Raw genomic sequence first — 19,519 nt, forward strand, 5'->3', positions numbered from 1 at the left:
AACACGGCGACGCACGGTGTTTGCGCGATCCAGTGCACGTCGAGCCCCGCATGCGCCGCACTATCAGTTGCGCAGCGAATCGGCCGAGCATGTCGTGCACGAGGTGCTGGGCGGCACGGCCGACGTCGGCGTCGTCACGCTGCCGATGGCGCATGCGGGGCTCGACGTGCACTGGATCGCGCAAACACCGTGCGTCGCCGTGTTGCCCGCCGGCGACCCGCTCGCCGCGAAGCCGCGCATCGCGCTACGCGATCTCGCGCGCCGCCGCATCGTCACCGTCGCGAACCGGCACCGGCTGCGCCAGCGGATCGACGCGGCGTTCGCGGCAGCGCGCGTCGATGCGCGCGTGTTCATCGAAACCAACGCGTCGCTGAATGCGGTGATGGCCGCACGCGCGGGCATCGGGATCGGCATCGTCGATCCGGCCACGGGCGTCGCGCTGCCGGTGGACGGCGTCGTCGCGCGCCCGCTCGACGTCGACATCCCGTTCGCGTTCGGCGTCGCAACGCCGGCCGGCAAGGCGCGCACCGCCGCCGTCGATGCGCTGCTCGATGCACTGCACCGCACGACGCGCGCACTGCTCGACGACGTGGTCTTTCACGAAGCCGCCGCGCACGACGCGCTGCTGCGCGGCGACCGGCTGCGCAGCGATCGTCCGGCTCGCACGACACGCGCACGCCGCACGCGCCCGGAGGCCGCATGACGACGCCGCTCAACTCACTCAACGCACTCGACGCCCTTGAAGCGCGGCTCGCGCAGGACCTGCGCTGGCTCGACCTGCCCGCGCCGTCGTGGGTGCCGCCGCGCGAAGCCGACGGCGCGCGCGTGCTCGACGTCGCGATCGTCGGCGGCGGCATGGCGGGGCTCGCGGCGTCCGCCGAACTGCGCCTGCTCGGCATCGACAACCAGTGCGTGATCGACCGTGCGCCGGCCGGCTACGAAGGGCCGTGGGTCACGTTCGCGCGGATGGACACGCTGCGCTCGCCGAAGCAGCTCACGGGCCCCGCGCTCGGGCTGCCCGCGCTGACGTTCCGCGCGTGGTTCGAAGCGCAATACGGCCGCGACGCATGGGACGCGCTCTACAAGATCCCGCGCACGCAATGGATGGATTACCTGCGCTGGTATCGGCGCGTGCTCGACCTGCAGGTGCGCAACGACACCACGCTCGTCGCGCTGCGCCCGCGCGACGACGGGCTGCTCGCGCTCGACGTGCGCGGCAATGGCGAAGCGCAGACCCTGCTCGCCCGGCATGTCGTGCTCGCGACCGGCCGCGACGGGCTCGGCGGCCCGTACGTGCCGCCCGTTGCACAACGCGCACCGCGCACGCGCTGGGCGCACTCGTCCGAGCCGATCGACTTCGCGGCGCTCGCGGGCAAGCGGGTCGGCGTGGTCGGCGCGGGTGCCTCCGCGTTCGACAACGCGGGCACCGCGCTCGAAGCCGGCGCGGCGCGCGTCGACCTGTTCTTCCGCCGCGCGGACATTCCGCGCATCAACAAGCTGACGGGCATCGGCAGCCCGGGCCTCGTGCACGGTTACGCCGATCTCGACGACGCGACGAAGTGGCGCTTCATGCACTACGCGTTGACGTCGCAAACGCCGCCGCCGCGCGACAGCGTGCTTCGCGTGTCGCGCCACGCGCACGCGCACTTTCACGCGGGTAGCCCGATCGAGACGCTCGCCGATCATCCGGACGGCCTCGACGTGACGACGCCGCGCGGGCGCTATCCCGTCGACTTCCTGATCTTCGCGACGGGCTTTCATTCGGACTGGACGACACGCGCGGAATTCGCGTCGTTCGGCGCGCACGTGCGGCGCTGGAAGGATCGCTATCGCCCGGAGCCGGGCACGTGGCTCGACGAACTCGCCGAGTCGCCCGATCTCGGCCCCGCGTTCGCGTTCCAGGAGCGCGAGCCCGGCGCGTGCGAAGCCGTCACGCGGATCCATTGCTTCAACCATGCGGCAAGCCTGAGCCACGGCAAGCTGTCCGGCGATATTCCGGCCATCAGCGCGGGCGCGAAGCGGCTCGCGCGCGGCATCGCGAGCCGGCTGTTCGACGCCGATCGCGACCGCCATTACGACGCGCTCGTTGCATACGCGAACGCCGAGTTGCAAGGCGACGAATGGCGCGACGCGGATGCGTGAGCGCGCGGCCATCGAACACATCAACGACGAAGGGAAATCGAAACGATGACTGAATCCATCATTCCGGCTGGTGTGCCGGATACGATCGACGCGGTGGCCGGCCTGCACGACGGCGATGCGGTGGCCGCGCTGCGTCGCGCACGCGACAAGGTACTGCTCCATACGCGGCTGAGCGAAGTCGCGCTGTTCGATCCCGCGTTGCCTGATCTTTCGCTGATCGAAAGACTGCATGCGGCGCGGTATGTCGCGTTGAAGTCGAACGCCGATGCATTGGCCTCGACATACCGCACGCGGCTGCTCGATGCGGGCGACACCGCCGAGGACATCGCACGCGCGGAAACCGACGCATTCGACGCGCTTCCCCAGCGCCTCAGCGCGATCCTCACTCATGCACGGCTGTTGGCACTGGCACCCATCGATGCGCGCCCCGCCGATCTCGATGCGCTGAAATCGGCCGGCCTCACGACGCCCGCGATCGTCGCGCTGTCGCAGCTCGTTGCATTCGTCGCGTACCAGCTGCGCGTCGCGGCAGCTGCGCAAGCGCTTCAGGCGCGCGCCGCCAGGGAGGCCGCATGACGACGACCACGCACGGCTTCACATCCGACACGCTCGGCTGGCGCGCGTGGCTCGACACCGTATCGCTCGATGTCGCGACGCCCGATCAGCTGACCGTGCTCGAAGCGAGCCACCCGCACGCGAAGACCTCCGACTATTACCTGCTGCTCGTCCACCTGCCCGAGATCCTGCGGCAGCGCTCGGGCGTGTTCAACGCGATCATGTACGGCCCCGGCGGGCTGTCGCGTGCGGAGCGCGAGCTGGCCAGCACGGCCGTGTCGCGCGTGAACGGTTGCGTGTATTGCGCGTCGGTACACGCGCAGCGCTTCGCGCAGCTCGCGAAACGCACCGATGTGATCGAGCAGGTGTTCGACGATCCTGCGACGGCCGGCACGACGGCACGCGAACGCGCGATCGTGCGCTACGCGATTGCGCTGACCGAGCGGCCCGACGCGGTCGACGCGAACGACATCGCCGCGCTTGAAGCCGAAGGGCTCACGCATGAGGAGATCCTCGATCTGTCGCACGCCGTCGCGATCTTCGCGTGGGCGAACCGGTTGATGCTGACGCTCGGCGAGCCGGTGTTTCCGGAGCCGGCAATCGACGCCTGACACAGCGACGCACACCGGGCGGCATACGCTGCCCGGGCGTCGCCCGGCACATCGATCGTGCGATGCGTCGACGATGCAAAACGCGCGACCCCGACGGGCATCGCGCGTACCGCTGCGGAAGTCGCAGCAAAAAGCGGCTTCTACTCCACTCAGCGCCAGCTTTCAACGTAATCCGCAACGAACCGCTCGAACCCGATCGGCGCCCGTCCGAGCAGCGCCTGCACGTCGGCGCTGACGGCCGCCGTCTGGCCGGCCGCGATCATCCGATTCAGGCTCATCAGCGCATCGATTGACCACGCGTCGGCACCCGCTGCGCGCATGGATTCGATCGCCGCATCGTCCGTCACCGGCACATACGCGACCTTGCGCCCGAGCGCCGTGCCGATCCGTGCGGCCACATCGGCGTTCGACAGTGCTTCGCCGCCCGTCAGCTCGTAGATCCGGCCCGCATGATCGGCCGGGTGCCGCAGGATCGTCGCATTGACGGCGGCGATGTCGCGCACGTCGACGAACGACACCTTCCCGTCGCCCTGCGGCAGATACAGCGCGCGCCCGCGAATCATGCCCGCGTAGTACGTCACGAAGTTCTGCATGAAGCAGTTGGGCCGCGTGATCGTGTACGCGATACCCGACTCCGTCACGAGCCGGTCGATCTCGCCTTGCACGCGCCCGATCGCGATCGACGACGCGGCATCGGCACCCGCGCCCGACGAGCGGACGATGTGCGAGACGCCAGCCGCCCTGGCCGCCGCGACCGCATTGCCGGCCAGCGTCACCATGTCGGCCTGCAACGGCAGCAACAGGAACAGCGTGTCGACGCCCTGGAACGCACGCGTCAGGCTCGCGACGTCGGCAAGATCCGCGCGACGCGTTTCGACGCCTTCGACCGCCCTGCCGCTGTTCGAGCTGGCGATCACTTGCGCGCCGGCCGCCTTCAGTTGCGCGACGAGTTCGCGCCCGATCGTCCCGGTCGCGCCGGTCACGAGAATGGTGTGGGACATGATGTGCCTCCTGATCGCCAATGGAATGCGCGCCGTAGTGCCGAACCGCGGAACACGACACGACCGGCCTCATCCTAGTCGCGCTCATTCATGCCGAATAGTCCATAATGCGTCGAATTAATTTCAACGCTTTCGATCGAATCGCCATGAACGATCTGCGTGTGCTGGAAAGCTTTCTCCGGACCGTGGAAGCCGGCAGTTTCTCCGCGGCGGCCAGCCGGCTGGGCGTCACGCCCGCGGCCGTCAGCAAGCATGTCGCGAAACTGGAGCGCAGCCTCGGTACGCGGCTGTTCCGCCGCACGACGCGCAGCCTCACGCTGACGGAGGCCGGCGAACGGCTGTACGCGGAAACGTCGGCGGCGGCCGGCGCGCTGAGCCGGGCGATGGCGACGCTGACCGAGCGCGACGCGCGTCCCGCCGGCACGCTGCGCATCAGCATCGCGCCGGGGTTCGGGCGCCAGTACGTGTTGCCGCTGATGCCGGCGTTTCTCGAACGCTATCCGGACCTCCGGCTCGACTGGAGCCTCGAGAACCGCCACGTCGATCTGGTCAAGGAAGGCTTCGACGCCGCGATCGGCTCGGGCGTCGAGGACAACGCAAACGTCGTCGCGCGCGAGCTGGTGCCGATCAGGTTGCTGACCGTCGCCTCCCCCGCGTATCTGGCGAAGCACGGCGAACCGGCGACGCTCGCCGACCTGTCGCGCCACGACTGCATCCGCTTGCGCTCCGCGACGACGGGCCGGATGCGCGACTGGGCATTCACGATGAATGGCGAAACGGTGACGGTCCCGATCGATGGACGCATCGTGCTGACCGATCTGGACGCCATCTGCGATGCGGCCGTGGCAGGCATGGGGCTCGCGCGGCTCGGCGCACATCATGTGCTGCCGCATCTGGACGAAGGCCGGCTCGTGCGCGTGCTCACGCGCTATCCGGCGATGGCCGGCACGATCTACGTGTACTACGCGCATGCGCGCCTCACGCCGCCGAAGGTGCGTGCGTTCGTCGAGTTTCTGACGGAGTCGTTTTCGCGAAGCGACTGGCGGGCGCGCGTCGATACGTTCGGTTGACGGGGATCGACAGGCGGGTGGTTTCCCGACGCGGGCCGCCGCGCGTTACGCCTTGTGCGTCGACAGCAGAATGCTCGTCTCGGTACTCGCGATGCCGTCGATCAGCCGGATCGCGCCGAGCACGCGATCGAAATGCTCGAGCGAATCGGCATGCAGCTCGGCGACGAGATCCCAGCGCCCGTTGGTGCTGTGGATCGACGCGACGTTCGGATGCCCGCGCAGCACCTTCACCATCTCGGCGCCGCGATTGCCCTGCACCGCGATCGACATCAGCGCGCGGATCCGGTGGCGTTCGGCCGCCGGCTTGAGCCGCACCGTATAACCGACGATCACGCCGTTTTTCTCCAGCCGCGTCAGCCGGTTCTGCACGGTCGCGCGCGCAACGCGCAGTTCCTTCGCCAGCGCGACGACGGGCAGTCGCGCGTTGTCGCGCAGCAGTGCGATGAGCTGCCGGTCGACGTCGTCGAGCGTGATCATGAGCGGGCCTTCCTGTTGAGCGTGAGCCGGCCGCCAGCGTGCCGGAGACCGCGCATTCCGGCCAGCGCGAATCTGACAAAGTGCCGGAATCGGCTGGCATTCTGCCAAGTCTATCGAGAAATCTGCCACTTTTGCTGTCTTTTTGTTGGCTCGACTCACGGAAATAATGACTCCATCGACCGGCCGACTATGCCGCGCCGCCGCTTTCAGCAAGCCCGCGCCCGTGCCGAAGCATCGCCCGGTCGACCGGAATGCCAGGACACCCGTACCGGCACAGATAATGGAGACAGACCGATGACTCGCTTCCTCGACGTTCCCGCCACCGCCCGACTGATCGCCAAGACCGGCGTCACGACGTTCCTGCGCGAACTCGTCGACACGCTGCGCGCCGATTACCTGCACTGGGCCGATTTCGACAAGTCGCCGCGCGTCGCATGCCACTCGCGCGACGGCGTGATCGAACTGATGCCCGTCGCGAACGCGTCGCTGTTCGCGTTCAAGTATGTGAACGGCCACCCCGTCAACGCGGCGCGCGGGATGCATACGGTGATGGCGTTCGGCGCGCTCGCCGAAGTCGATACCGGCTACCCGCTGCTGCTCGCGGAACTCACGCTGACGACCGCGCTGCGCACGGCCGCGACGTCGGTGCTCGCCGCGCAGGCACTGGCACGGCCCGACTCGCGCACGATGGCGCTGATCGGCAACGGCGCGCAGAGCGAATTCCAGGCAATCGCGTTCCACACGCTGCTCGGCATCGACGAAATCCGCGTGTTCGACGTCGATCCGCTCGCGACCGACAAGCTCGTGCAAAACCTCGCCGCGTACCCTGAATTGCGTGTCGTGCGTGCCGCGTCGACCGCCGACGCCGTGCGCGGCGCCGACATCGTGACGACCGTCACCGCCGACAAGGCGTACGCGACGATCGTCACGGCCGACATGATCGAGCCCGGCATGCATCTGAACGCGGTCGGCGGCGATTGCCCCGGCAAGACCGAACTCGAAGCGGGTGTGCTGCACGCGGGCCGCGTGTTCGTCGAATTCGAACCGCAGTCGCGCATCGAGGGCGAGATCCAGCAGATGCCGGCCGATTTCCCCGTCACCGAACTGTGGCGCGTGCTGCAGGGAGAAACGACCGGCCGCGAACGCGCGAACGAGGTCACGGTGTTCGACTCGGTCGGCTTCGCGCTCGAGGATTACTCGGCGCTGCGCTACCTGTATGCGCTCGCGCAGCAGCACAACGCAGGCGTCGAGATCGCGCTGATTCCGCCGGCCGTCGACCCGAAGAACCTGTTCGCGCTGATCGATGACCCGGCCGCGATCGCGCAGGGTCACGCGACGTTCGTGACCGAAGCCGTCGCCGCGTTCGCGCGCTGACCGTCATCCCCGGGCGGCCCGTGCGCCGCCCGGCTCCCTGCCTCTCGCCCCTGTCTTCCATGAATCTCGTATCGATCCAGGCGCCGGCCGCCGTCGTGATGATCCGGCCGCATCGTTTCCTGCCGAACCCGCAGACCGCGGCCGACAACGCGTTCCAGCGCACGGCCGCCGGTGGCGCGGGAGACACGTCAACGGTGTCCGCCGCCGCGCGCGACGAAGTCACGGCAGCCGCGCGGACGCTCGCCGATGCGGGCGTGCGCGTGCACGTGTTCGACGACCACGGCGAGCGCGACACGCCCGACTCCGTGTTCCCGAACAACTGGTTCTCGACGCATCCGGGCGGCCACGTCGCGCTGTATCCGATGCACAGCCCGAACCGCCGCCGCGAGCGGCGCGCGGACGTCATCGAGATGCTGAAGGCCGAGTATCGCGTGCAGGACGTCATCGACTATTCGGGCCTCGAATACGACGATGTCTTCCTGGAAGGCACGGGCGCGATGGTGCTCGATCACGTCGCGCGCATCGCGTACACCGCGCGGTCGCGCCGCGCCGATCCGGTCGCGCTCGAACGCTTCTGCACACACTTCAATTTCGAGCCGATCTGCTTCGATACGGCCGATGCCGACGGGCGCCCGATCTATCACACGAACGTGATGATGAGCGTCGCGACCGAGTTCGCGATGGTCGGCCTCGACCTGATCGCCGACCGCCGGCGCCGCGACGAGATCGCGCGCCGCCTGACCGAAACGGGTCGCACGGTGATCGCGCTCGATCAATCGCAGATCGCGAACTTCGCGGGCAATACGCTGGAATTGTCGGGCAAGGACGGGCGCGTGCTCGCGCTGTCGCGGCGCGCGTTCGATTGCCTCACGGCCGACCAGCGCGCGACGATCGAACGCTCCGCGCGGCTGCTGCCGCTCGACGTGCCGACGATCGAACTGGCCGGCGGATCGGTGCGCTGCATGCTCGCGGGCATTCATCTCGCGCGGCGGGCAAGCATGCCGGACGTGATCGCCGTGGAATCGGCCGCATCGCCGCGCGAGACGACGCCGCAGGTCTGACCGGCAGGCCGGCAAAACGCAAACGGCTGCCGATGCGATGCAACGGCAGCCGTTTTCGTATTCGAAGGACATCGATGCGGCGACGCATTCAAGAATGCTCCGGTATCCGAACGATACCGACGCCCGCCGCGCCGCTTACCCAGCCAGCAGCTTCAACCCCGCCGGCAGCGTTTCGCCGAACACACGTACCGTGTCGGCTTCGTCGAACGCGATCGCTTCGCGCACCATGTCGATCCAGGCCGCCGACGCATTCGCAGCCGACAGACGCTTGATCACCGCTTCGCGCATCTCGTCCGGCAGGTCGCGCGAACGGTCGCCGGTCATCCGCGCAATCTGCGCGGCCGCGAACGCGGCCGGCTCGACCTGCTTCCAGTCGAGCGCGAACAGCGCGTCGAGCCAGCCATTGGCGACTTCCGCAGGCACGACACTGTGCGCGCTGCCGTAGAACGGCCGGCGCGCACCGATGCGCCCGAGCGCCCATGCGCACAGCGCACGCTCGGCCGGCTTCTGCAATTGCGCGATCAGACGCTCGGCCAGCTCGACCTTGCGCTCGACGGGCAGCCGTTCGAGCGATGCGGACAAGCGCGTCATGTCGGCCGGGCCGACCTTGCCCGGATCGAACGGCAGCTTGCGCCGCTTGTCGTCGGACGGTTCGAGGAACGCGATCGCGTCGCGCACCTGCGTCTGCGCGTCGTCGTCGAGGCCGCCTGCCACGCGCCGCCACAGCGTCCACCACTCGGACCACACCTGCGCGTCGTTCACGTATTGAATCCCGTCGTCGAACAACGGCCACAGCTGCTCGATGCGCCATGCGTCGAGCGGATGGCCGAAACCCGGGCGCAGGCAATAGCCGGCGAGATTCAGCCATGCACGCTCGTGATCGGCCGAGCGCCGGCGTCGCCGTGCACGCGCGAACAACGCGTCGAACAGTTCGCGCGCGAGCGTGACGTCCCACTCGTCGCGTGCGCCGAGCACGTGTTCGAGCTGCGCGCGCAACCGGCGCGTGTCCTTCGGCGTGACGTCCGCGGCCTTGCTGCCGAACGAGCGCTCGATCAGCTCGATGGCTTGATCGAGCCGCGGATGCCGCGCGAGCGCAGCGTCGCCGTCATGCGACGGCGCGTCGCCGCGCAACTGGAATTCGAGCCGCCAGCGGCGCGCCGCGTCGTCGGTCGCGATGCAATGCATTTCGAGCGTGCCGACCTCGGTCAGCGACGCGGTGAGCTTCACCGGCGTTTCGCGCGCATCGCTGCCCGCCTGCCGGTCGACGACCGTCGCGATCGGCGGCAAGCGCACGAAATCGCCGCCATCGAGCGCGACGAGATCACCGGGCCGATACGCGGTCTCGGCCACCGTCGACACGAGGTGGAAACGCACCGGCTGCCCGAGTTGCAGCGCGAAGGTACGATCCTCGAGCCGGATCTCGCGGCCCTCTTCCGCCCCGCGCGGCAGCAGGCAGACGCCGCGCGCGGCCGAATCGACGGCGCCGTCGTCGAGCACAAGGAAATAACTGCGCGCGGAGCCGCCACCGATGCGCGGCGCATGCCCGGCGCGCGCGAGCCCGTAGGCCACCGCGCCGCGCGCGACCGCCACGTCCGGATGCGCGTTGTGCAGCACGTCGAGCGGCGCGCCGCGCCACGCGCCGAGCGTCTGCGCGAGACGGCCGGCGAGCGCGCCCGCGCGGAACACACCGCCGTTGAGCAGCAGCGTGTCGGGCAGCGGGCCTTCCGCATGACGATTCAGGAACGCGGCGACGTGCCGCGTGACGGCCGGGTCGCTCGCATACGGCAAGCCGAATTCGACGATCGCGGCCCGCGCGCGGCGCGGCAGCTCGCCGGCCTCGACCTGCGGAAAGAAACCGTCGACGACGATCTGCTCGACTTCCTGCCGCGTCAGCTCGGCCGAGCGCGCGCCGCCGACGAGCTTGCTGCCCGCGCCGAGCAGCGTGACGGTGACGGACGCCGGCGCGTCGTCGCCAAGCAGCCGCTCCTTCGCCGCGCGGCAGCGTTCGACGAGCTGCGACAGGCTCGCGGCCGACAGCCGCGTGCCGGGCTCGGTCAGCCGCGTCTCGACCAGGCGCGCGAGCGCGAGGTCCATGTTGTCGCCGCCGAGCATCAGGTGGTTGCCGACGCCGACGCGCGTGAAGGTCGGCTCGCCGTCATCGCCCGGCGCGACATCGACGAGCGTGAGATCGGTCGTGCCGCCGCCGACGTCGCAGATCAGCACGCGCCGCGCATCGGCGAACGTGTCGCGCAACGACTCGCGCTGCCCGTACAGCCAGTCGTAGAACGCGGCCTGCGGCTCTTCCAGCAGCCGCAGCGCGGGCAGCTTCGCGCGCCGTGCGGCCTCGACCGTCAATGCGCGTGCGCCGTCGTCGAACGACGCGGGCACCGTCAGGATCACGTCCTGCTTCGCGAGCGGCGCGTCGGGAAAACGGGCGTCCCACGCATCGCGCACGTGCGCGAGATAACTCGCGCTCGCATCGACCGGCGACACCTTGTCGACGCCGTCGGCCGCGCCCCACGGCAGGATCGCCGCGAGCCGGTCGACCGACGCGTGCGACAGCCAGCTCTTCGCGCTCGACACGAGGCGGCCCGGCACCTGCGCGCCGAGCGTGCGCGCGTAACGGCCGATCACGGCCGGCGGTGCTTCAACCGCGTTTGCCTTCGCTTTCGCGTGCTCGCCACCCGCCCACGGCAACCGCAGCGCGTCCGGCGGCAGTTCGCCCGCCGCCGGGTGATAACGCACCGACGGCAGCAGCGGCTGCGCGGCCACCGCGCCGGGGCCGACCAGTTGCTCGACGTCGAATACGCGGATCGCATCGGACCCGGCCTCGACGTATGCGACGACCGTATTGCTCGTGCCGAGGTCGATGCCGACCGTATAGCGCTTCATCGTGCTCAGGCGGCGCCGCGCACGTCGAACTCGACCTTCCAGCGCTCGTTCGTGCCGCTCGGGATCGCCTCGAGTTCGAGCGTGCCGGCTTCGGTCACGCGCGCATGCAGCTTCACCGGCACGATCTCGCCGACCGTGCGCCCTTCCGCGGGCAGCGTCGCCTGGATTTCCTCGAGCTCCTGCAGCTCTTCCGCCGACCAGTAGTCGAGCAGTGTGCCGACCTGGTCCTGGCGTCGCACCGACGAACCGAAGAAGCGGAACTGCACCGGTTCGCCGACGACGAGGCCGAACTCCTGCGGCGGCAACGCCGCGTCCGAGCCTTCCTCCATCCCGAACGGCGCGACGCACAGCGCCTGCACCGGCGGTTCGAGCCCCGGCACCGCCGGCATCGCCGATTCGATCGCGACGTAGTACGCGCGCGCCGTGCCGCCGCGAATCCGCACGCCACGACCGCGCTTCACGTAGCCGTAATAAGCCGCGCCGCGCGCGACCGCGAGATCGAGATCCGCGCCTTCGAGCAGGCGCGCGGGCGGCGCGCTTTCAGCGGCAAGCCAGCTATTGAGCGTATCGAGCACGCGCTGCGTGAGCAGCGTCGACTTGAACACGCCGCCGTTGAACAACACGGCCGTCGGATGCAGGAACGTCGCGCCCTGCGGCAGCGTGCGCTGCACGCCTTCGAGCGTGTCGAGCGCCGCGACCTGGCGGCCGAGGAACGCCGCGAGATGGCGCGTGATGCCCGCGTCCTGCGCATACGGCAGGCCGAGCTGCGTCAGGCCGACGCGCGCGCGGCTCACCGGGCGCGCCGCTGCGTCGACCTGCGGGAAGAAGCCTTCGAGGATCGTCTGCGTGAGTTCCGCGCGCGTGAGCTCGGTGCGGATCGAACCGCCGATCAGCTTCGAGCCGCGGCTCGGCACGACGAGCGGCACCGCGTCGGTCGACGGATCGGACAGCAGCGTTTCCTTCGCGGCGCGGCACGCGTACGTGAGTGCGCGCAGTTGCCACGGATCGGCCTGCGTGCCCTGCTGCGCGAGCTTGCGCGCGACGATGTGCGCCAGCGCGAGATCCATGTTGTCGCCGCCGAGCAGGATGTGCTCGCCGACCGCCACGCGATGGAGTTCGAGATTGCCGTCGCGCTCGACCACCGCGATCAGCGACAGGTCGGTCGTGCCGCCGCCGACGTCGACGCACAGGATCAGGTCGCCGACCTGCACCTGCTTGCGCCAGCCGCCCTGGCTCTTCTGGATCCAGCTGTAGAGCGCGGCCTGCGGCTCCTCGAGCAGCGTCATCCGCGAATAGCCGGCGGCGCGCGCGGCCTCGGCCGTCAGTTCACGCGCGGCCGGGTCGAACGACGCGGGGATCGTGACCGTCACGTCCTGGTCGGCGAACGGCGCGTCGGGGTGCGCGTGGTCCCACGCTTCGCGCAGGTGCGTCAGGTAGCGGATCGAGCTTTCCAGCGGCGACACGCGCGCCACCTCGGGCGGCGCATCGCTCGGCAGGATCGCCGCGCGGCGGTCGACGCCCGCGTGGCACAGCCAGCTTTTCGCGCTCGACACGAGGCGGATCGGCGTGCCCGCGCCGCGGGTGCGCGCCATCTCGCCGACTGCAAATGCGCGCGATGCCGTCCACGGCAGCGTCAGATCGCCCTGCGTCAGTTCGCTTTCATGCGGCAGATAGAGGAACGACGGCAGCAGGTCGCGCGATTCCAGCGCGCCGGGCGCGGTGAGCTGCGCGATCGGCAGCACCTGCTGCGTGATCTTTTCGCCGTCGCTCGCGGCGCTGTCGACATACGACAGCGCGCAATGGGTGGTACCGAGGTCGATACCGATCGAATAGCGCGGATCGCTCACAGTTCCACCTCCGCCGGTGCGACCACCGATGCGTCGTGGCTGCCCGTCAGCTTCGGCAGGCGTACGTCGGCCACGCGCCAGCCGCGATGGCTGACGGTGCCCGTAAACGGCGCCGAGCCGACCACGTTGCCCGTCACGCGCACGGCCGTCGCGTCGAAGCCGGCCGGCAGCGTCACGCGGCTGCCTTCGGCCTCATCGCGCACCGGCACGATCGTGAAGTGTTCGCGCAATGCGGCGCGGCAGCCATCGTGCACGAGGCGTGCGGCCGCGCCGATCTCGGCGTCCGCGTAGCCGGCGATGTCTTCCTCGACGAAGTCGATGAAGCGCGCATCGCGCTGCAGCAGGCCGAGCAGTTGCAGCGCGGCCTGCGGGCTTGCTTCGCGCAGCTCGGGCGCCGGCGCCTTCACGGGCGCGGGTGCCACGGGCGCCGCGGCCGGTGCCGGCGCGACCGGTGCCGGGGCGCCGTCGCGCACGCGCAGCACGCCGGCCGCGAACTCGCGGTTGCCGAGCACGGAGAAGAACGTGCCGACGGCAAGCGACAGCCGGCCGAAGAAGGACAGGTTGGATTCGGGCATGGGGTCTGGACTCCTGTGGGCTCGCGACACGGCGAGCGATCTTGCCTGGGCGCCGGGCAGCGGCGTGCGCGATGCGCACTGGCGCCGCCCGGCGCGTGATTCGGTCGCGCCCTCGCGGGTGCGGAAAACCCGTATTTTGCCCTGTGGCGGGCGAACCGGGCAGAAGTTGGGGGACAGAACATCGCGGCGCGACGGTTTCGGCCGCGGCGGATCGTACCGGATTGCACGTCAGGCGCGATCGATCGCGATGCTGCGGCGCGTCAGCGCGTATAGCCCCGCAGCGCGGCCTTCGTTTCGAAATCGCGCGACAGCATGCCGAGCGTGACTTCGCCGAAGCGTGCCAGCAGCGACGCTTCGGCATCCTTAAGCGTGGCCGACAGATGCGCGTTGACCGCCTGTTCGACCAGACATTCGGGCTCGTCCTCGGGCACCAGATCGGAGAACAGCGGCGGCGCGCCCACCGCGCGATAGACGTCGAGCAGCGTGATGTCGTCGAGCGCGACGCTCAGCACCCAGCCGCCGCCGTGCCCTTTCTCCGACTGCACGTAACCGCAGTCGCGCAAGCCGCCGAGCAGGCGCCGCACGACGACCGGATTCGTGCACAGCATCGTCGCGATCGCCTCCGACGTCAGCGGACCGTCGGCCTGGTCCATGTGGATCAGCGCATGCAGCATGCGCGACAAACGGCTGTCGGTTCTCACGGGCGGGACTCCCCTCTCTCGAAACTTCTGAAGTTGCATGAATGATACCATCGTCCTATCATGCAACTTCACGTGTTTCATGAGTTGGCCGCCAGCGGGACACGTCGTCATCCACGTATATTCAGGAAAGGAGTTGGTGCATGCATACCCATCATGAAGTGATCGTGATCGGCGGCAGCTTTGCAGGGCTGTCGGCCGCGATGCAGCTTGCGCGGGCGCGACGCCGCGTGCTCGTGATCGACGCCGGCCGGCCGCGCAATCGCTTTGCGGAACACGCGCACGGCTTTTTCGGGCAGGACGGCAAGCCGCCCGCGCAGATCGTTGCCGACGCCGCCGCGCAGCTTGCCGCGTATCCGACCGTGCAGCGGATCGAAGGCGAGGCGCGCACGGCCGAGCGCGATGCGGACGGCCGCTTCCACGTGACGCTGTCGGACGGCAGCCGCGCGAGCGCCGACCGGCTGATACTCGCGACCGGCATCCGCGACGAACTGCCCGCGCTGCCGGGGCTCGCGGAACGCTGGGGCATCAGCGTGCTGCACTGTCCGTATTGCCATGGCTTCGAGGTGAGCGGCCGGCAGCTCGGCGTGCTGGCCACGCATCCGCTGTCCGTGCATCAGGCGATCCTGATTCCGGACTGGGGCCCGACGACGTGGTTCACGCAGGGCGTGGTCGACGCGAATGAAGAAGAAGCCGCGTTGCTCGACGCGCGCGGCGTGCGCATCGAGCGCTCGCCGGTCGTCGAGATCCTCGGCGATGCGCCGCGGATCGACGCGTTGCGGCTCGCCGACGGACAGGTCGTGCCGATCGATGCGCTGTTCGTCGGCGCGCGCACGGTGATGGCCAGCGATCTCGCGCAACAGCTCGGCTGTGCGTTCGACGAAGGGCCGCTCGGCGCCGCGATTCGCGTCGACACGTGGAAGCAGACGAGCGTCGCCGGCGTATATGCGGCCGGCGACGCGTCGAGCCTGATGACCAATGCGACGTTCGCGTCGGCGTCGGGGGTGGCGGCGGGAGTGGGCGTGCACCGGTCGCTGATTTTCGGGCTGCACGCGTAAGCCTAAGGAGGCGAGCAGCCGCATCGATGGATTCGTTTCGTGATGTGCGGTTTAATGCCCGGCAACGCCAGCATTAAGAGACATGAAATGCTCGACCTCGATGACCTGCGACTCGTTCGCGCGATCGGCACGTCGCGCTCGTTGGCTTCCGCTGCCCGGTTGCTCGATCTCACGCCGCCCGCGGTCACGATTCGGCTGCAGCGGATGGAAGCGCGGTTGAACGCGCGGCTCGCCGTGCGGCAGCCGAAAGGCATTGCGCTGACCGACGAAGGGCAACGGCTGTACCAGGAAGCCGTCGACATTCTCGAGCGCGTGGAAGCGCTGCCGGTCAACATCGCGGGCGACCGCGGCGACGTGCAGGGCACGCTGCGCGTCGTCGCCCCGCTCGGCTTCGGGCGGAAGTACGTCGCCCGGATCGTGCGCGACGTGCAGCGTGCGCATCCGAAGCTGGAAATCTCGCTCCACCTGTCGGAGAGCCCGTTGACCAGCGCGTCGGGGGCCGACGTGGTCGTCCACGTCGGCAGCCTCAAGTCGTCGTCGTGGATCGGGTATCCGCTCGCGCCCAACGAGCGCTTCCTGTGCGCGAGCCCCGCTTACGCGCGCCGCATCACGGCCCTGAATCATCCGTCCGACCTGGCCCGATACGACTGCCTGTGCCTGCGCGAGAACGACGAGGACATCCCGCGCTGGCGCTTCTCGCCGAGCGGCGACGCCAAAGGCGAGCCGCGACGCGCCACGGTGATCCGCGTCACCGGTGCGCTGTCCTCCAACGACGGCACCGTCATCACGGATTGGGCGCTGGCCGGGCTCGGGATCGTCGAGCGCTCCGAGTGGGACGTCGCCCCGCTGCTGGCGAACGGCAAGCTCGTCCGGTTGCTGCCCGGCTGGAACCTGCCGCCCGCGCCGGTGACGGCGCTGCTGCCGTCGCGCACCGGCCGCTCCGCGCGACAACGCATTTTTCTCGAAGCCGCGACGCGGTTTCTCAGCCCACCGCCGTGGCGCGGCAAGGCATGAGCCGCGCCACGGCCCGCGCGATTCGGCCGATTAAACGGCATTTAATGATGGATTAGGCATCCGTTAAACACGGCGCGCGGCGACGGCCCTACAGTGTTCGCATCGGCAACCCTCCGAGGTAACGCAGCGTGAACATTCAAACTCTCAACACCCCGGCCGCATTGATCGATGCCGGCCGCATGCGCCGCAACATCGACCGCATGCAGGCGCATCTGGACGCACTCGGCGTCCGGTTCCGGCCGCACGTCAAGACCACCAAATGCCGGCACGTGGTCGACGCGCAGATCGCGGCGGGCGCGCAGGGCATCACCGTGTCGACGCTCAAGGAAGCCGAACAGTTCTTCGCGGGTGGCATCCGCGACATCGTCTACGCGGTCGGCATGGTGCCCGCCAAGCTGGGCCAGGCGCTGGCGCTGCGCCGGCAGGGCTGCGACCTGACGATCGTCGCCGACAGCCTGCCCGCCGCGCACGCCATCGCGGCATTCGGCCGCGAGCACGGCGAACGCTTCGAAGTGTGGATCGAGGTCGACGTCGACGGCCATCGCTCCGGCGTCCCGCCCGAGGCCGACCTGCTGATCGACGTCGGCCGCGCACTGGTCGACGGCGGGATGACGCTCGGCGGGGTGCTGGCCCACGCGGGCTCCAGCTACGAATACGACACGCCAGAAGCGCTGGCGGCGATCGCCGAACAGGAGCGCAGCCGCACCGTGCGCGCCGCGGAGCGCCTGCGGGCTGCCGGATTGCCCTGCCCGGTCGTCAGTATCGGTTCGACGCCCACCGCCCTCGCGGCGGAACACCTCGACGGCGTCACCGAGGTTCGCGCCGGCGTGTATGTGATGTTCGACCTCGTGATGCACAACATCGGCGTGTGCGAACTGTCCGACATCGCGCTGTCGGTGCTGACCACCGTGATCGGACACCAGGAAGAGAAAGGCTGGGCAATCGTCGACGCGGGCTGGATGGCCATGAGCCGCGACCGCGGCACGCAGCGCCTGGGCCGCGATTTCGGCTACGGGCAGGTCTGCACCGAAGACGGCGACGTGCTCGGCGACTACGTGGTGAGCGCCGCCAACCAGGAGCACGGCATCGTGTCGCGCGCGGGCGCGCCCGACGCGGGCATCGCGCAGCGGTTTCCGATCGGCACCCGCCTGCGCATCCTGCCGAATCACGCGTGCGCGACCGGCGCGCAACACCCCGAATATCAGGCGATCGACGAAGACGGTGTCGTCCACGCATGGCCGCGCTTCTACGGGTGGTGAACGACACCTCGTATTCGCGCCGTTCCGCCCAGACATTGACTATTTGTCTAAATTTGGACACACTTTAAACCTTCCCGAATCGCCCTGCTCCGGAAAAACTCGCCCGATATGCCGACAGACGCCCGACTCCTTCTTCTCGACCGCGATGCCGTCGGGCCCGCCCTTCAGGCCGAGCAAGTGCTGGCGGCGGTTCGCGAAGCCTTTGTGCTGCACAGCCAACGTGCCGGCCGCGTGTTCCCGGTGGTCCGCGAGAAGCTGCATACGGGCGGCGTGTTCGGCATCAAGTCGGGCGACGTCGCGACCCAGGATCTCCTCGGTTTCAAGGCAGCCGGATTCTGGCCCGGCAACCGGGGCCTCGGCGGCGAGCCGCATCAGGCAACCGTCGCGCTGTTCGATCCGGCCACGGGCCGCCCGCTGTGCATCATGGACGGCAACGCGATCACCACCGCGCGAACCGGCGCGGCAGGCGGCCTCGGGCTGCAGTTGCTCGCTCGCCCCGACAGCACGCGGATCTGCGTGTTCGGCACCGGCGTGCAGGCGCGCGTCCAGCTCGACTACGCGCTCCGGCTGCTGCCGCAACGTTGCACGGTGCAGTACGTGAACGTCGGCGGCGAGCCGGATCCGCGGTTCGAATCGGCTTTCCGGGAACGATGTACGATCCGCGTGGCGCGCGACCGGAACGACGCGGTGGCCAATAGCGATGTGGTCATCACGGCGACGCCCGGCGGTGGCGCGTTGTTCGACGCGGACGCGGTTCAGCCGGGCACCCACCTGACCTGCGTGGGCGCCGACACGGCAGGCAAGCGCGAGCTTCCGGCCGGCGTGCTGGAACGTGCGCGCATTTTCGTCGACGATCACGAGCAGGCGCGCAGCATCGGCGAATGCCAGTGGGCGCCGGACCTGCCGCGCACGGAAATCGGCGATCTGCTCGCCGGAACGATGTCGATCAGCCGCGCGCCGAACGAGATCACCGTATTCGACATGACCGGGCTCGCGCTGCAGGACCTGACCGTCGCGCGCTTCCTGTACGAGCAGGCTCTCGAAAACGGCACCGGAATCTCCATTCCGTGGCCCTGGTAAACGACCTCCCCCCTTCAACCGCATGCGTCTCGCCAAAGTATCCGCCCTCTCGTTCGACCTGGACGACACCCTGTGGCCGTTCGGTCCATCCGTCGCACGCGCCGAAGCGACGCTTCGCGCGTGGTTGCTCGAGCATGCGCCCGATACCGCGAGCATCCTGCCCACGCAGCAGACGATGAGCGAGTTACGTGAGGAATACGAACGTTCTCGCCCGGACCTCGCCAACGACTTTCGCGCGCTGAGACTCGGATCGATCCGGCTTGCGCTGGCGCGCGCGAACGCGGATGTCGCGCTGGCCGACCCTGCGTACGAAGTCTTCTATGCGGCGCGCAACCGGGTCGAGTTCTACGACGACGCGTTGCCGGCGCTGGCGTGGTTGAGCGCCCGGTTTCCGTTGATTGCGGTAACCAATGGCAACGCGGATCTCCGACTGACCGGCGGCGGCGAATTCTTTCGGGAAACGCTCAGCGCGCGTGCGTTCGGGATCGCGAAGCCGGAACCCGAAATCTTCCATGCGGCGGCGCAGGCGCTCAGTGTGAGCCCGGCGGAATTACTGCACGTCGGGGACGACTACCACCTCGATATCGTCGGTGCTTTGAATGCGGGGCTTCAGGCGGCCTGGGTGGTGCGCGACCCTCAGCCGGACGTGGCACGCGAGACGCAGCATCCCGCGTCGGCGCACCTCACCCTGAGCGACCTGTCGATGCTGTGTCGCGCGCTCGGCGGGCCCGACAAGCTGCCGTGACCGCACGCGAGCGGAACGGTGCGGCCGATCATGCCGTGCGGCGCGATCGACCGCCCTTCG

The 19,519-nt window shown here is 69.2% G+C and carries 18 protein-coding genes; 12 read left to right on the forward strand and 6 right to left on the reverse strand.

Annotated elements, in window-relative coordinates; genetic code table 11:
* The 4 genes from VL15_RS20870 to VL15_RS20885 all read left to right on the forward strand — a co-directional run.
* A partial coding sequence (locus tag VL15_RS20870) for a LysR substrate-binding domain-containing protein (RefSeq protein ID WP_048248206.1) occupies positions 1-703 on the forward strand: 703 nt, incomplete at its 5' end.
* Positions 700-2,142 carry an NAD(P)-binding domain-containing protein gene (locus tag VL15_RS20875; protein ID WP_048248207.1) on the forward strand — a complete coding sequence of 481 codons (1,443 nt, stop codon included), beginning with the start codon at positions 700-702 and terminating at the stop codon, positions 2,140-2,142. The genes VL15_RS20870 and VL15_RS20875, both read left to right, overlap by 4 nt.
* Before the next feature lie 45 nt (positions 2,143-2,187).
* The gene (locus VL15_RS20880) at positions 2,188-2,718 is read left to right on the forward strand and encodes a CMD domain-containing protein (protein WP_048248208.1); all 531 of its coding nucleotides are present in this window, start codon (positions 2,188-2,190) and stop codon (positions 2,716-2,718) included.
* The gene (locus tag VL15_RS20885) at positions 2,715-3,308 is read left to right on the forward strand and encodes a peroxidase-related enzyme (RefSeq protein WP_048248209.1); all 594 of its coding nucleotides are present in this window, start codon (positions 2,715-2,717) and stop codon (positions 3,306-3,308) included. Before VL15_RS20880 ends, VL15_RS20885 begins: the two co-directional genes overlap by 4 nt.
* A 149-nt stretch (positions 3,309-3,457) precedes the next feature.
* Here VL15_RS20885 and VL15_RS20890 read toward each other — a convergent pair whose 3' ends face one another.
* On the reverse strand, positions 3,458-4,309 hold the full coding sequence (locus tag VL15_RS20890; protein ID WP_048248210.1) for an SDR family oxidoreductase: 852 nt from the start codon (positions 4,307-4,309) through the stop codon (positions 3,458-3,460).
* 146 nt (positions 4,310-4,455) lie between these two features.
* On the opposite strand from VL15_RS20890, the gene VL15_RS20895 reads away from it, so the two are divergent.
* Complete coding sequence (locus VL15_RS20895) at positions 4,456-5,379, forward strand: LysR family transcriptional regulator (protein ID WP_048248211.1); 924 nt, start codon at positions 4,456-4,458, stop codon at positions 5,377-5,379.
* A 45-nt stretch (positions 5,380-5,424) separates the two neighbouring features.
* On the opposite strand, the gene VL15_RS20900 is transcribed toward VL15_RS20895, so the two are convergent.
* Positions 5,425-5,856, reverse strand: a complete 432-nt coding sequence (locus VL15_RS20900) for an Lrp/AsnC family transcriptional regulator (RefSeq protein ID WP_048248212.1) — start codon at positions 5,854-5,856, stop codon at positions 5,425-5,427.
* Between the two features lie 294 nt (positions 5,857-6,150).
* Here VL15_RS20900 and VL15_RS20905 point away from each other — a divergent pair, with 294 nt between their 5' ends.
* Both VL15_RS20905 and ctlX read left to right on the forward strand, forming a co-directional pair.
* Complete coding sequence (locus VL15_RS20905) at positions 6,151-7,230, forward strand: ornithine cyclodeaminase (RefSeq protein ID WP_048248213.1); 1,080 nt, start codon at positions 6,151-6,153, stop codon at positions 7,228-7,230.
* A 59-nt stretch (positions 7,231-7,289) separates the two neighbouring features.
* On the forward strand, positions 7,290-8,291 hold the full coding sequence (gene ctlX, locus VL15_RS20910) for a citrulline utilization hydrolase CtlX (protein ID WP_048248214.1): 1,002 nt from the start codon (positions 7,290-7,292) through the stop codon (positions 8,289-8,291).
* Positions 8,292-8,426: 135 nt separating this feature from the next.
* Here the strand turns inward: ctlX and VL15_RS20915 are convergent, their stop codons facing one another.
* The 4 genes from VL15_RS20915 to VL15_RS20930 all read right to left on the reverse strand — a co-directional run bounded on the left by VL15_RS20915 (position 8,427) and on the right by VL15_RS20930 (position 14,306).
* A complete protein-coding gene (locus VL15_RS20915; protein ID WP_048248215.1) occupies positions 8,427-11,183 on the reverse strand; it encodes an Hsp70 family protein in 2,757 nt (918 codons plus the stop codon).
* A gap of 5 nt (positions 11,184-11,188) precedes the next feature.
* Positions 11,189-13,030, reverse strand: coding sequence for an Hsp70 family protein (locus VL15_RS20920; RefSeq protein WP_048248216.1), 1,842 nt, complete (start codon positions 13,028-13,030; stop codon positions 11,189-11,191).
* On the reverse strand, positions 13,027-13,605 hold the full coding sequence (locus tag VL15_RS20925; protein WP_048248217.1) for a DUF2760 domain-containing protein: 579 nt from the start codon (positions 13,603-13,605) through the stop codon (positions 13,027-13,029). Before VL15_RS20925 ends, VL15_RS20920 begins: the two co-directional genes overlap by 4 nt.
* A 260-nt stretch (positions 13,606-13,865) precedes the next feature.
* Positions 13,866-14,306, reverse strand: a complete 441-nt coding sequence (locus tag VL15_RS20930) for an Rrf2 family transcriptional regulator (RefSeq protein ID WP_048248218.1) — start codon at positions 14,304-14,306, stop codon at positions 13,866-13,868.
* Positions 14,307-14,446: 140 nt separating this feature from the next.
* Here VL15_RS20930 and VL15_RS20935 point away from each other — a divergent pair, with 140 nt between their 5' ends.
* The 5 genes from VL15_RS20935 to VL15_RS20955 all read left to right on the forward strand — a co-directional run bounded on the left by VL15_RS20935 (position 14,447) and on the right by VL15_RS20955 (position 19,459).
* Positions 14,447-15,361: an NAD(P)/FAD-dependent oxidoreductase gene (locus VL15_RS20935; protein ID WP_048248219.1), complete on the forward strand. Its 915-nt coding sequence runs from the start codon at positions 14,447-14,449 to the stop codon at positions 15,359-15,361.
* 87 nt (positions 15,362-15,448) lie between these two features.
* On the forward strand, positions 15,449-16,375 hold the full coding sequence (locus VL15_RS20940) for a LysR family transcriptional regulator (protein WP_155420268.1): 927 nt from the start codon (positions 15,449-15,451) through the stop codon (positions 16,373-16,375).
* Positions 16,376-16,503: 128 nt separating this feature from the next.
* Positions 16,504-17,634: a DSD1 family PLP-dependent enzyme gene (locus VL15_RS20945; protein ID WP_048248221.1), complete on the forward strand. Its 1,131-nt coding sequence runs from the start codon at positions 16,504-16,506 to the stop codon at positions 17,632-17,634.
* Between the two features lie 108 nt (positions 17,635-17,742).
* On the forward strand, positions 17,743-18,714 hold the full coding sequence (locus VL15_RS20950) for an ornithine cyclodeaminase family protein (RefSeq protein ID WP_048248222.1): 972 nt from the start codon (positions 17,743-17,745) through the stop codon (positions 18,712-18,714).
* Between the two features lie 22 nt (positions 18,715-18,736).
* Positions 18,737-19,459, forward strand: a complete 723-nt coding sequence (locus tag VL15_RS20955; RefSeq protein WP_048248223.1) for an HAD family hydrolase — start codon at positions 18,737-18,739, stop codon at positions 19,457-19,459.
* The last annotated feature ends 60 nt before the right edge of the window (positions 19,460-19,519 follow it).

The sequence above is a fragment of the Burkholderia cepacia genome, from assembly GCF_001039005.1.
GTDB classification, from domain to species: Bacteria; Pseudomonadota; Gammaproteobacteria; order Burkholderiales; family Burkholderiaceae; genus Burkholderia; species Burkholderia theae.

Excerpts from the sequence above, each read along its gene's own strand:
- VL15_RS20875 (WP_048248207.1), top strand. The coding sequence starts at position 700 with ATGACGACGCCGCTCAACTCACTCAACGCACTCGACGCCCTTGAAGCG.
- VL15_RS20880 (WP_048248208.1), top strand. The coding sequence starts at position 2,188 with ATGACTGAATCCATCATTCCGGCTGGTGTGCCGGATACGATCGACGCG.
- VL15_RS20885 (WP_048248209.1), top strand. The coding sequence starts at position 2,715 with ATGACGACGACCACGCACGGCTTCACATCCGACACGCTCGGCTGGCGC.
- VL15_RS20890 (WP_048248210.1), bottom strand. The coding sequence starts at position 4,309 with ATGTCCCACACCATTCTCGTGACCGGCGCGACCGGGACGATCGGGCGC.
- VL15_RS20895 (WP_048248211.1), top strand. The coding sequence starts at position 4,456 with ATGAACGATCTGCGTGTGCTGGAAAGCTTTCTCCGGACCGTGGAAGCC.
- VL15_RS20900 (WP_048248212.1), bottom strand. The coding sequence starts at position 5,856 with ATGATCACGCTCGACGACGTCGACCGGCAGCTCATCGCACTGCTGCGC.
- VL15_RS20905 (WP_048248213.1), top strand. The coding sequence starts at position 6,151 with ATGACTCGCTTCCTCGACGTTCCCGCCACCGCCCGACTGATCGCCAAG.
- ctlX (WP_048248214.1), top strand. The coding sequence starts at position 7,290 with ATGAATCTCGTATCGATCCAGGCGCCGGCCGCCGTCGTGATGATCCGG.
- VL15_RS20915 (WP_048248215.1), bottom strand. The coding sequence starts at position 11,183 with ATGAAGCGCTATACGGTCGGCATCGACCTCGGCACGAGCAATACGGTC.
- VL15_RS20925 (WP_048248217.1), bottom strand. The coding sequence starts at position 13,605 with ATGCCCGAATCCAACCTGTCCTTCTTCGGCCGGCTGTCGCTTGCCGTC.
- VL15_RS20935 (WP_048248219.1), top strand. The coding sequence starts at position 14,447 with ATGCATACCCATCATGAAGTGATCGTGATCGGCGGCAGCTTTGCAGGG.
- VL15_RS20940 (WP_155420268.1), top strand. The coding sequence starts at position 15,449 with ATGCTCGACCTCGATGACCTGCGACTCGTTCGCGCGATCGGCACGTCG.
- VL15_RS20950 (WP_048248222.1), top strand. The coding sequence starts at position 17,743 with ATGCCGACAGACGCCCGACTCCTTCTTCTCGACCGCGATGCCGTCGGG.
- VL15_RS20955 (WP_048248223.1), top strand. The coding sequence starts at position 18,737 with ATGCGTCTCGCCAAAGTATCCGCCCTCTCGTTCGACCTGGACGACACC.